Origin of the sequence: Sporocytophaga sp. (genome assembly GCF_017745095.1) — a bacterium.
GTDB lineage: Bacteria > Bacteroidota > Bacteroidia > Cytophagales > Cytophagaceae > Sporocytophaga.
The window spans coordinates 24,772-36,975 of record NZ_JAGHZZ010000001.1 but is presented as its reverse complement, the minus strand read 5'-3'; the positions used below and the strand labels follow the sequence as shown (position 1 = coordinate 36,975).

12 protein-coding genes are annotated in these 12,204 nt (G+C 37.0%); 9 read left to right on the top strand and 3 right to left on the bottom strand.

The window, feature by feature from the left end:
• Window positions 1-30 precede the first annotated feature (30 nt).
• The 3 genes from J7604_RS00150 to J7604_RS00140 all read right to left on the bottom strand — a co-directional run bounded on the left by J7604_RS00150 (window position 31) and on the right by J7604_RS00140 (window position 2,962).
• Window positions 31-1,584 (bottom strand): Rne/Rng family ribonuclease, encoded by a 1,554-nt coding sequence (locus tag J7604_RS00150; protein ID WP_293889659.1) that lies wholly within the window; start codon window positions 1,582-1,584, stop codon window positions 31-33.
• A 215-nt stretch (window positions 1,585-1,799) separates the two neighbouring features.
• Complete coding sequence (locus tag J7604_RS00145) at window positions 1,800-2,627, bottom strand: tetratricopeptide repeat protein (RefSeq protein ID WP_293889658.1); 828 nt, start codon at window positions 2,625-2,627, stop codon at window positions 1,800-1,802.
• Between the two features lie 23 nt (window positions 2,628-2,650).
• A complete protein-coding gene (locus tag J7604_RS00140; protein ID WP_028979111.1) occupies window positions 2,651-2,962 on the bottom strand; it encodes an HU family DNA-binding protein in 312 nt (103 codons plus the stop codon).
• Window positions 2,963-3,102: 140 nt separating this feature from the next.
• On the opposite strand from J7604_RS00140, the gene mutY reads away from it, so the two are divergent.
• The 9 genes from mutY (at window position 3,103) to J7604_RS00095 (ending at window position 12,187) form a co-directional block, all read left to right on the top strand.
• On the top strand, window positions 3,103-4,158 hold the full coding sequence (gene mutY, locus J7604_RS00135; RefSeq protein ID WP_293889657.1) for an A/G-specific adenine glycosylase: 1,056 nt from the start codon (window positions 3,103-3,105) through the stop codon (window positions 4,156-4,158).
• Between the two features lie 56 nt (window positions 4,159-4,214).
• Window positions 4,215-4,649 (top strand): single-stranded DNA-binding protein, encoded by a 435-nt coding sequence (locus tag J7604_RS00130; protein ID WP_028979113.1) that lies wholly within the window; start codon window positions 4,215-4,217, stop codon window positions 4,647-4,649.
• Between the two features lie 244 nt (window positions 4,650-4,893).
• Window positions 4,894-5,766, top strand: coding sequence for a CBS domain-containing protein (locus J7604_RS00125; RefSeq protein WP_293889656.1), 873 nt, complete (start codon window positions 4,894-4,896; stop codon window positions 5,764-5,766).
• A complete protein-coding gene (gene gldD / locus J7604_RS00120) occupies window positions 5,741-6,340 on the top strand; it encodes a gliding motility lipoprotein GldD (protein WP_293889655.1) in 600 nt (199 codons plus the stop codon). Before J7604_RS00125 ends, gldD begins: the two co-directional genes overlap by 26 nt.
• Before the next feature lie 54 nt (window positions 6,341-6,394).
• A complete protein-coding gene (recG, locus tag J7604_RS00115) occupies window positions 6,395-8,482 on the top strand; it encodes an ATP-dependent DNA helicase RecG (RefSeq protein ID WP_293889654.1) in 2,088 nt (695 codons plus the stop codon).
• 127 nt (window positions 8,483-8,609) lie between these two features.
• Window positions 8,610-9,074, top strand: a complete 465-nt coding sequence (locus J7604_RS00110; RefSeq protein WP_293889653.1) for an NUDIX domain-containing protein — start codon at window positions 8,610-8,612, stop codon at window positions 9,072-9,074.
• Between the two features lie 54 nt (window positions 9,075-9,128).
• Complete coding sequence (locus tag J7604_RS00105; RefSeq protein ID WP_293889652.1) at window positions 9,129-9,587, top strand: LEA type 2 family protein; 459 nt, start codon at window positions 9,129-9,131, stop codon at window positions 9,585-9,587.
• Between the two features lie 179 nt (window positions 9,588-9,766).
• Window positions 9,767-10,972 carry a tetratricopeptide repeat protein gene (locus J7604_RS00100; RefSeq protein ID WP_293889651.1) on the top strand — a complete coding sequence of 402 codons (1,206 nt, stop codon included), beginning with the start codon at window positions 9,767-9,769 and terminating at the stop codon, window positions 10,970-10,972.
• 81 nt (window positions 10,973-11,053) lie between these two features.
• A complete protein-coding gene (locus J7604_RS00095) occupies window positions 11,054-12,187 on the top strand; it encodes a polysaccharide deacetylase family protein (protein WP_293889650.1) in 1,134 nt (377 codons plus the stop codon).
• Window positions 12,188-12,204: the final 17 nt, after the last annotated feature.

The window sequence follows — 12,204 nt, the reverse complement described above, 5'->3', positions numbered from 1 at the left end:
GAAAAATCCTGAATGAACAGGGGGAAGAAATCAAACAATCTCGATTTCTTCTCCCTGTTCGTTTTTAAACTTAAATTCAGTTATTCCAAGAGAAGTGTCTTTCTCCATTCTTATCCACCTCTGATATTTGAAGAACCATTTTACCCTGCGGGACATAAGTCCTTGGGTAAAATAAGCATGTAAATATGGGTGCAGCGCAATACGAATATGTTTTTCGTTTTGCTTATTAATGATGTATTCTAGATTGTTTTCCAGTTGGTCGGAAACGAGAATGCTGGCAGTAATTTTCCCTGTACCGTTACATGTTGGGCAAGTTTCCAGCGTGCTGATGTTCATTTCAGGTCTTACTCTTTGACGAGTAATCTGCATAAGACCAAATTTTGATAAAGGAAGAATGACAAATTTAGCTCTGTCGTCTTTCATCTCTTCCCTCATTTTTTCATAGACAATTCGCCTGTTATCAGCTTTCTTCATGTCTATGAAATCCACCACGATGATACCGCCCATATCTCTTAGTCTTAGCTGACGTCCGATTTCTTTGGCGGCTTCAAGGTTTACAGCAAGTGCAGTGTTTTCCTGGTCACTTTCTGCATTGGATTTATTTCCACTATTGACGTCAATGACGTGTAGTGCTTCGGTATGTTCTATGATGAGGTATCCTCCTCCGGGCAAACTAACTGATTTTCCGAAAAGACTTTTCAGCTGCTTTTCAATTCCAGCTGCCTCAAATAACTTAACTTTTCCCTGATGTAGTTTTACTATTTTCTCTTTATCCGGAGCAATAGTCTTGATAAAATTTCTGATTTCATCGTAGCTTTCTTTGCTATCGATGGAAATAGTATCAAAGCTTTCATTCAGCATATCCCTCAGGATGGAAGAAGCTCTGCTCAATTCGCCAATAACCAGATCTCTGGGTTTGGCAGTTTTAAGAGCTTTAAATCCGTCTTCCCACTTTTTAACAAGCGTTCTAAGATCTCTGTCAAGTTCGGCAACATCTTTTCCTTCCGCAACGGTTCTTATAATAACACCAAAGTTTTCGGGTTTTATAGAAGTTACAAGTCTGGTAAGCCGGAGTCTTTCGTCTTTTTCGGTGATTTTTTTAGAGACGCTGATTACATCAGAAAAGGGAACAAGAACTATATATCTTCCTGCAAGTGAAATTTCGCAGGATAATCTTGGTCCTTTGCTGGAAATCGGCTCTTTAACCACCTGCACAAGTATCTGCTGATTTTTAGTCAGCACCTGACTGATTTTTCCATCTTTTGGAATATCCTTTTCCAGGTTGAATTTATTGAGCTTGGAAGTCGCTTTAGAGTTTGTCTGAACAAATTTTGAATATTTGGTCAGGGATTTAAATTGGGGGCCAAGATCAAGGTAATGAAGAAAGGCATCTTTCTCATATCCCAGATCTATAAAGGCAGCATTTAAACCAGGTACAAGTTTTTTAACAGTTCCCAGATAAATATCTCCCACGTTAAACTGATGCCCACTCGATTCGAAGTGGCATTCAATTAAACGTTTGTCTTTCAGAAGGGCAATACGATTCCCTTTCTGAGTAACATTAATTAGGAGTTCGTTACTCAAACCAGTTATTTTGTTTTAAAAAATAAACAAATAGAAATTACCAGTCCAAAAGAAACTATTGAACTGGCGGAAAAGTGGAAAACTGGAAACTGAAAAGGATTATTTTTTCTTGTGTCTGTTTTTTCTTAGACGTTTTTTCCTTTTGTGAGTAGCAATTTTATGTCTCTTTCTTTTTTTTCCGCAAGGCATAATCTGTAAATTTTATTTTGTAAACTTTATTTTAATTCCTTTAAATAACTATCGATGGTTGAAGCAAATACAGGATCTGTATTGAGCATCTTTGCTTTTTCAAAGTATTGCTTCGCTTCAGATCTTTCCCCCATTTCATACTGAGCAATTCCCATATATAAAAGACCTGCAGTATGGTTTGGGTTTAATTTCAAAAGATCATTAAACCTCGAAATTGCCTTTTCATGCTGCTTGGACTGAAGAGAAAGAATTCCAAGATCAAAGATTGCTGCCTGGTTATTAGGCTCATCTTTTAGGACTTCTCTCAGCATCATAATGCCTTTCATCGGTTCAGGCCCTCCCACAAATGTCATTGCCATTTTGGCTTTAACATCATAAGATTTCGGATTGTTCTCCAGAATCTTCTCGTAAAAAGATCTGGACTTGGCACTGAATTCCGCTTTTTCAGCATCTCCGGCAACAAGTGCAGCCTGGTTGTAGGCATCTCCTGCTTTTTCCCATGTTTCCGGCTTTGGGTTCAAAGCGGCAACTTCCCCTGAGAATTTGGCTGCACTATCAAAAACCATGGCTTTTAAATAGAGCCTGGAAATTGAGTCGGCAAATTTAAGCTTTTTTTCTTTATTTGAAAAGGAATAATAATTCTTTCTAAGAACCTCAATTTTTTCAAGGTCCTCCTTTTTAACAGATTTGGTATGCTCATCCGGAGCAACAGGCGCAGAAACAGAGGCGTTTTGGGCTGTTTGGGTCGATGATTTTAATTGCTTGTCATTCTTAATAATGACTTTCGGCAATTGAAAAATCAAAACCACAAATATGACCGAGGTTATTATCAGAGCTATTTGTGGTTTTGTCATTAGTTTATTTTTGTTCAAAACTACTAATTTCTTTCTTCTTTAACAGGACCTTCTTTAACAGAAGTTTTAATTTTTTCTACAAAAGTTTTAGAAGGCTTGAAACTTGGAATAAAATGCTCATCAATTATGATAGCTGTATTTTTTGAAATGTTCCTTGCAACTTTCTTAGCTCTTTTCTTATTTACGAAGCTTCCAAAACCTCTTACATAAATGTTCTCACCTTCAGACATTGTTGATTTGATAACATTGAAGAAAGCTTCTACCGTTGCAGAAACATCTGTTTTATCTACGCCGGTTTTTTCAGCAATTTCTGCGATTACTTCTGCTTTTGTCATAATTATAAATTATATTTAATTAATAGGGAAATTTTTAATACTGAATACTGAGCTGATTTACTTCGTAAGCAAATTTGGGAAATAAAAATTTGCACGGTGTTCCTAATTCTCTCTAAATCTTACTTTTGTAATATAATAACGTGGAAAACAAAGAATTCGTTTGTCAATTAATTACCTGGTACTCAAAAAACAAGCGTAATTTACCTTGGAGAGAAACCCAAAATCCTTATATAATATGGCTTTCAGAGATACTTCTTCAGCAGACAAGGGTGGATCAAGGATTGCCCTATTTTTACAAATTCGTAGATAATTACCCCGATGTTAGCAAGTTGGCAAATGCAGAAGAAAGGGATGTTTTGAGATTGTGGGAGGGCCTGGGATATTATTCAAGGGCCAGAAACTTACATGCAACTGCAAAACTGATTGTGGAAAAATATAGTGGAACTTTTCCCCAAACTTATAAAGAACTTTTAAAACTTAAGGGGGTTGGTCCATATACCGCAGCTGCGATTGCCTCTTTTTCTTTTAATGAATCCGTTGCTGTTGTAGATGGAAATGTCTACAGAGTTCTTTCCCGTTTTTTTGGAATAAATGATGATATAGGCTCTCCTTCAGGAATTAAGAAATTTCGTGAACTGGCAAATTTGCTGATTCCGAAAAACGATCCTGCAACTTTCAATCAGGCAATTATGGAATTTGGTGCTCTCCACTGTGTTCCGGCAAAACCAAAATGCGAGGATTGTCCCGTTTCTGCTCAGTGCTATGCTTTCAGCGCAAACGAACAGTCTGTTCTTCCGGTAAAAAATAAAAAAATAGTAAAGAAGAACAGACACTTTAATTATTTGGCATTTAGGTGGAAAGATAAGGTTTTAATGAAAGAGAGGAAAAGTAAGGATATCTGGCAAGGTTTGTATGAATTTTATAATAATGAAGCTTCTGAAATTCTGGATCCCAGGAAATTATTAAAAAAGCTTCCTTCTAAGGAGTTAACCATCGTGAAATCATCAGAGGTAATGAAGCATATTTTAACCCATCAGGTGCTTTTCTGTCAGGGTCATATTATAAGTGTAAATTCCAAAGCTGCATTTAATGATATAAAAGGCGCGTTGGAATTGAAGGAATTCTCTATTAATCAGATAAATGATCTTCCAAAACCTGTTTTGATCCAAAGATTTTTGAAGCAATGTGATTTTTAATTATCTTTAGCTCTATTTAATTTTAATAATTAATAAACCTTAAAAAACAATCAGCTATGAGCGGTGTAAACAAAGTAATTCTGGTAGGACGCCTTGGGAAGGATCCTGAAATCAGAGTAATGGAATCTGGTAGAAAGGTAGCAAGCTTTACCTTAGCTACTTCGGAAGTCTACAAAGACAAAAACGGAGAAAGAGTAGAACAAACCGAATGGCATAATGTGTCATTTTGGGGCCCTATCGCAGATGTAATAGAAAAATATCTGAAAAAAGGCAATCAGCTTTATGTCGAAGGTAAATTGAGAACTCGTTCTTATGAAGATAAAGAAGGAGTAAAAAAATACACCACTGAAATTATCGGGCAAAATATGTCCATGCTTGGCGGCGGTGGAGCAAGACAGGCAGATGGAGGAGAAGCGAGAGCTTCTTATAGCTCTGAACCTGTAGCACAATCTGCATCGGTTGACGATGATATGGACGATCTGCCTTTTTAAACAATACTTAAGTTTAATTTAACAAATAAGAATATGGATTCGGATGAACCTGGCCCCGCCAATTTTAATAAGTTACCAGATTTTGTGCGTCTTGACTTTTTCATCGAATCATTAATTCCAAAAAGATTTCATTATTGTAAGTTCCTGGTTATTTTTATCCAGACAGGGTTTTCTGTTATGAATAAAAATAATTTCAGGAACTTATTGTTTTGCCAATACGGTTCACAATTAATGACAACTAATTATGGCTTATAATCCGTTTTCGTGGGTAATAAAGTCAATGTCGTTGCTTGAAAAGAGATTGGTAAAAAATAACCAATCGCCCTTAGATAAGATTAACGAAGAGTTTGAGGCGGCAACCGGGGAAGAGACTACCGTTGAAGAAAAGGAAATGATCAAAGGTTTGGTCAAATTCGGAAAAACTTCGGTAAAGCAAATCATGAAGAGCCGCATTGATATTACCGCATTTAGTTCTGAGCAAACATTCCGTGAGGTATTGGAAAGCATTAGTAAACACGGCTTTTCCAGAATACCAGTGTACAAGGATGGCATCGACAATGTTGAAGGTATCCTTAATATAAAGGACTTGTTCCCTTATATCAATGAACAGGACAACCCTGATTTTGACTGGAATAAACTTCTGCGTCCAGCTTATTTTATTCCTGAAACTAAAAAAATAGAAGATCTTCTTAAGGATTTCCAACAGATGCGTCAGCATATGGCCATTGTTGTGAATGAATATGGAGGTGTAGCTGGGCTTGTGACACTTGAAGATATTATTGAGGAAATAGTGGGAGAGATAGCAGATGAGTTTGATGAAGAAGATCAAACTTATATTAAAATCAATGATAACTCCTGGCTTTTCGAAGGAAAGATTTCTCTTAATGATTTCTGCAAAGTATTTGACCTGGATCCAGTGGTTTTCGAAGAGGTTAAAGGTGAGGCAGAATCTCTTGGAGGTTTGTTGCTTCAACTGAACTCTGACCTTCCTGAGTTGGGAGATAAAATTATGTTTGAACGATTCCTTTTCACAGTGGAATCGGTGAATAACAAAACTATAAAAAAAGTAAAAGTATCAATTGTTGAGGCAAATGAGGTTAATGAAACAGGCAGCTAAAATTTTATCAGTTATTGTATCCGTAGCTGCATTAAATTCCTGCACAGATCAAGAAGAATACACGCCAAAGCCCAAAGGTTATAATCGTATCGATCTTCCTAAAGCTGAATATGTAAAGTTAACAGAAGACCATCCTTACACGTTTGAAATTTCTAAATTTGCTGAGGTGCTGAAAGACACTTCTCCTCTTGCTGAGCCTCACTGGATAGACGTATATTATCCAGAATACAAATGCAATGTGCAGATTACCTATAAGCCTTTGCATAATAATAAACAAACCCTAAATGAGCTCTTTTCCGATGCTCACAGGTTAAAAGGCGGTCATCAGAAAAAAGCTACATCTATAGATGAGCTCGTTACCAAAACGGATAATGGAAAGTATGTTACCTATTTTGAACTGGAAGGTGAAGTCCCAAGTCAGTTCCAATTTTATGTTACAGATTCTACCAAACATTTCCTGAGAGGAGCATTGTATTTCCGGACAGCAACCAAAAACGATTCTCTTTCTCCCGTCATTGAATATATGAAAAACGACATAGTTCATATGATGAATACCCTTGAGTGGAAAAACTAAAAAATTTAGTTTTCTTTTTATACCTTTATTCCTTTAAAGAATTCTATAGGAATAATGGCTGGATTTTTTGAAACCAGAATCGAATTTTTAAAAGGAATTGGTCCTCAGAAGGCAGCTTCTTTAAATAAGGAGTTATCTATATTTACTTATGCGGATCTGATTCAGCATTATCCTTTCCGGTATGAAGACCGGTCAAAAATCTATAAAATTTCCGAAGTCCATGAAGAGCTCCCTTATATACAGATAAAGGGAAGAATTACAGGCATGTCCTCTGCCGGAGTCATGTCAAAGAAGAGGATCATGGCAGAATTCTCCGATGGTACTGGCATTATTGAGCTGGTCTGGTTTCAGGGAGCAAAATGGGTTGTGAGCTCTTTAAAGACAGGTGTTGATTATCTGGTTTATGGAAAGCCTAATGTTTTTAATGGAAAGATTAATATCGCCCATCCCGAGATGGAGCTGTTTATGGAGAAATCTTTGGATAAGGGACTTCAACCTGTATACAGCACAACTGAAAATCTAAAGCGTAAACATCTTGATAGTAGAGCAATTTCTGCGCTTCAGGAAAAGCTCCTGGAGATTGCAATGCCTGCAATTCAGGAGACTTTACCAACGGAGCTGATTATGCGTTATAAGCTTCTCTCAAAAAGGGAAGCAATGAAAAATATCCATTTTCCTGGTTCACCACGACTGCTGGATGAAGCGAAACGAAGACTTAAGTTTGAAGAGTTGTTTTTCATACAACTCCGCCTTTTCATGCAAAAGCAGATGCGTAAGGAAAATTTCAAAGGGCAGGTTTTCAGGAATATTCCCCTCTTGAATGAATTTTATAAAAATCACCTTCCTTTTGACCTTACTGAAGCTCAGAAAAGAGTTGTAAGGGAAATTTATAAAGATCTTTGTTCCGGGAAGCAAATGAACCGCCTTCTTCAAGGAGATGTGGGAAGTGGTAAAACTATTGTTGCTTTTGTATGCATGCTCATGGCTATTGATAATGGAGCACAAGCGGCATTAATGGCTCCTACCGAAATTCTTGCAGATCAACATTTTAAAGGGTTGAAAGAATTCGCAGACAAGCTAGGTCTTTCAATGGCTTTACTTACCGGCTCAACAAAGCAGAAGGACAGAAAGGTAATTTTTAAGGACCTTGAAGAAGGAAAGTTAAATTTCATAGTAGGCACACATGCATTAATTGAAGACAATGTTAAGTTTAAAAATCTGGGCATTGTAATTATTGATGAACAGCACCGCTTCGGTGTGGCACAGAGAGCTAAGCTGTGGAAGAAAAATGTGATTCCTCCTCACATACTCGTGATGACAGCTACGCCTATCCCTCGAACACTTGCCATGACACTCTATGGAGATCTTGATATATCTGTCATTGATGAACTTCCCAAAGGACGAAAGCCAATCAAGACGATGCATCAGTTTGATAAGGATCGCATAAAACTTTTTGGCTTTATGAGAAACCAGATTGAAGAAGGGCGCCAGGTGTATGTGGTTTATCCGTTGATAGAAGAAAGTGAAACGCTTGATCTTAAAGATTTGATGGATGGATATGAAAGTATTAGCAGGGCTTTTCCGGATCATGCACTTGGCATTCTTCATGGGCGAATGACGCCCGATGCAAAGGACTATGAGATGAAACGGTTTGTAAAAGGAGAAACAAAAATTCTTGTGTCAACCACTGTTATCGAAGTAGGAGTGAATGTTCCCAATGCAAGTGTAATGGTTATTGAAAATGCTGAGCGATTTGGTCTCTCTCAATTGCATCAGCTCAGAGGTCGCGTTGGAAGAGGGTCGGATCAATCCTATTGCATTCTTATGTCCAATTATAAACTTAGCCGTGACAGTAAAGTACGCTTAGAGACAATGGTTAAAACCAATAATGGTTTTGAAATTGCTGATGTGGATTTAAAACTGAGAGGCCCTGGTGATCTTGCTGGAACGCAGCAGAGCGGGGTTCCAAATCTTATGATTGCTGATCTGTCTCAAGATGCAGCGATAGTAAAGGAAGCGAGAAAAGCAGCGGAAGAGATTATCGACAAAGATCCTAATCTTGATAGTGATGAAAACAGGAATATTAAGCGGCAGATTAATTCTTTCTCTAAGAATGATTTAAACTGGAGCAGGATTAGTTGAGTTGCGAAAAGCTGAAAGCACAAAGCTTAAAGTCATTAGGTGTAGAGATGCCATGCTTGGCGTCTAACTGTCCATAAAGGGCAGGCGAGCCTAATATTGTTTTTTATTTTTTTTTTAAATATATCTCATGAAAGTAAGTGCAGGCATTTTAATGTATGTTCTTCAACCGGAGTTCCGATTGTTGCTTGCGCATCCGGGCGGTCCATATTTTAAAAATAAAGATGAAGGCAGCTGGACTATTCCCAAGAGACAAGTAGAAGCGGAGGAGGAAATTATAGCAGCAGCTAAAAGAGAGTTTAATGAGGAAACCGGAATCCCGGTAAAAGAACCCTTGATTGATCTTTCATATGTTCGGCAGAAATCAGGAAAAAAAGTATATTGCTGGGCTTTTGAAGGGGAGGAAAAATCGATTGAAAATTTCAATTCGAATTCTTTCGAAATGGAATGGCCTCCCAGATCCGGGAAAACTGCCGTTTTTGTGGAAGTTGACAGAATAGAATTATTTACGCCGGAAGAAGCAAGAAAGAAAATCATGGAAGCTCAGATCGCTTTTATAGATCGTCTGGAAGCCCATCTGAATAAAGAAGTATAAAAAGCTTAAACATACATTAAGAAACATAAGTTATTTTTTTATCCGCTATATAACATGAAAAAAATATTCAATCTTTATCCTCTATTATTTGTTCTGTTGTTTGTTTGCTGCAAACCTTTTCAGGAAGTAAAAGTAACACAGATCGAATCAGTTGCATTGGCTGAAAGAACGAATACAATGGTTAAGGTAGATGTGGGGGTGAAAATCAATAACCCCAATGGGTATAGAATTAAAATTAAAAGGAGTGATCTTGAAGGCTTTCTAAATGGAAAATCTGTTGGCAAGGTGAATATGACTAATAGAATAGTGCTTGCCGCAAGGTCAGAAAAGAGCTATACAATGTCATTTACTGCCGATATGACTCAACTAATGAAATCATTGCCTGTGTTGATGATTACAAAAACAGCAGTACTTAACGTAAAGGGATATATTACAGCTAAGGTTTTTATTTTCCGCAAGAGAGTACCGGTTGATATGAAGGAACATTTCTCTCCGGATGATATTCAGTTTTAAAGAAGACTTTTTTGACGCTTTTTAGTTAATAGATTTTATTTTATTTAAATCGGCAAGGCCTTTATTTTTATGTGCCATTTTAATAATCGGAGTGATACCAACTTGGTATCATTTGTTCTCGTATATTTTATTTTTATTAATATTCAAAAACATAGTTAAAAATCACCCACATTTAAACCATGCGATACATTAATTTCAGGAATCTATTTTTACTTGCCTTAATTACATTGGCAAGTGTTGCTCAATCATTTGCTCAGAATAAAACGGAAATACAGGTTTTGAGCGCTGTTGTTAAAGATAAAACGATTGAAGGGGCAACAATAATTTTCCAAAAGAATGGAGAAGCTTCCGTTACCGCAGTGACAGATCCTTCAGGAAAAATTAGTATACCTTCTCCTTTTGGAGGGGTTGACGATGCTTCCATTACTCTTATTATTAAAAAAGAAGGTTATTCAACATTGGTTACCAAAGGTCCTGTTAAAGGTCTTACCTATGCTCTAAGCCCTACTATGACAGAATTGGATGGACTAAGAATCGTGCTTAACTGGGGAAACAGTCCTCAAGATCTTGATTCACATTTATCTTATCCTGGAAATCATATTTTCTTTCAGAAAAAGAAAGGATCAAGAGCAAACCTTGATGTTGATGATACTAATGGGTATGGGCCGGAAACTGTCACTATTGAAAAGAAAGCTCAAGGACAAAAATATGTTTATGCAGTGCATAATTTCTCTGATGGAAATGAAACAGGAAGCCATAGTCTTTCTTCTATCAGTAATGCAAAAGTATTTGTATACATCGGAAATACACTGGTTCGTTCTTATGCCGTGCCGAAGGGCAACAAATCAGGTAATTTGTGGACTGTTTTCATGATTGATGAAAATGGAGCATTTGTAGATATAAATAAATTTCAGGATGCCGCTTCTGATAATGTTGAAAGAGTTCTGGAAGTACAAAGAGGTCCGAATGCTGCGGGCGGAGAGCCAGTGATTTCACAGCAAGATGTTGATGCTTCTGCGAGAATTAACAGAAAGGGAGAAGAAGCATACCATGCAGGGAATTTGGAGGCATCTGTTGAATTTTATCAGAACGCCATTGAGCTTGACCCTAATAATGGGCAGGCTTATAGCAATCTTGGTCTTTCTTTTCAAAAGTTAAATAGAGTTGCTGAGGCTATCTGGGCAAACAGAAAAGCCATTGCTCTAGCACATGGTCCGCAAACCAATACTATTCAGGCGAGTTCGTATTATAACATTGCTAAAATTTATGAAAGCCAGGGACACTGGGAGGACGCCCTTCAGCACTATACCTGGGCAAAGGAAAGAAAGCAAAACACTGCATATGATAACGGCATTCAGCGAATGAAAGAGAAAACGGGTAAATAGTTTTTCATAAATCTCCTCTATCAAGAGGAGATTTTCTTTTTATATTTTGTGTTAAATGTGACTACTTTCATGAATGCTTTTTTGAAAAGTATCTTTATCATATTTGTAATTCAAGTTTCTTTCAATTCCTGCTTGTTAGCTGGTGGTCCGAAGAAAATAGCCAAAATAAACAGAAGCTTGTGGCCCTATCAGATTAACTCTGTTTACGAATTCGATTTTGCATCAAGGATGGAAATGCTTGTTTTGATCAATGTTCTGGACGATCAAGATAATTGTAATCATATTGATTCTCTCAAGAAATACCTCGGATTAGAGAAAGTTGGTATAGAGTCTGTTAATAAATGGAAAGAGCAGACAAAAGAAATTTTACAAACGAATTTTAAAAATCTCACAGCTGAGGGGAAACATGATTTTGTTGTAATTGCTACACCTGTTTCCTGGATGGGATTAGTGAACTCATCCAAACAACAGGAGAAAGCCATGCCAGATAACCTTAGGGCATGGTACAATGAAGCAAAGGAATTCTATAATAGTTATGTATATGAACAAATGCGACTTGCAGCACTTTTCCCTCGCACAACAAGTGAAATTTTAAATCTGGATACAGATGAAATCAATGGGAATAAGTTTGCAGACAAGCAGTTCTTGCTCACATTTGATGACGGTCCCACTTATGTTAATGGTAATACTGATAAACTCATTTCTACTCTGAGACAAAATAATATCAATGGAATATTTTTTGTATTAGGCGATATGTTTTATTCAAGAAGAAAGGTTACTTCTGATGAAAGACTAAAAGCCTTATATGGAAAAAATATTGTCGGTTCACATGGTAAAGTGCATAAGTCTCATCAGAAATATCCGGAGTGGAAGTCTTCGATCTCATTTACTGCTAACATTATCGACAGCGTTGTACCGGAAAGAAAGAAGAGCATGTACTTTAGACCTCCTTATGGACAAAGAACACAGGAGGTAATTAATTTTCTTGAGCAGAATAATTCTAAAGTTATGTTATGGAATATTGATTCACAGGACTGGAATACAAAGATCTCTTCCAATGAAGTTGCAGACAGGATAATAACTCTCATGCTTGTTTGGAGAAAAGGCATTTTGTTGTTTCATGACATACATCCAAAAGCAAACGAAGCATTACCTTTGATTTGGAAGCAATTAAATAAAGCCGGTGTTATATGGGTTGACCCCAATAGTCTTTAAAAAAATCATCAGGCTCT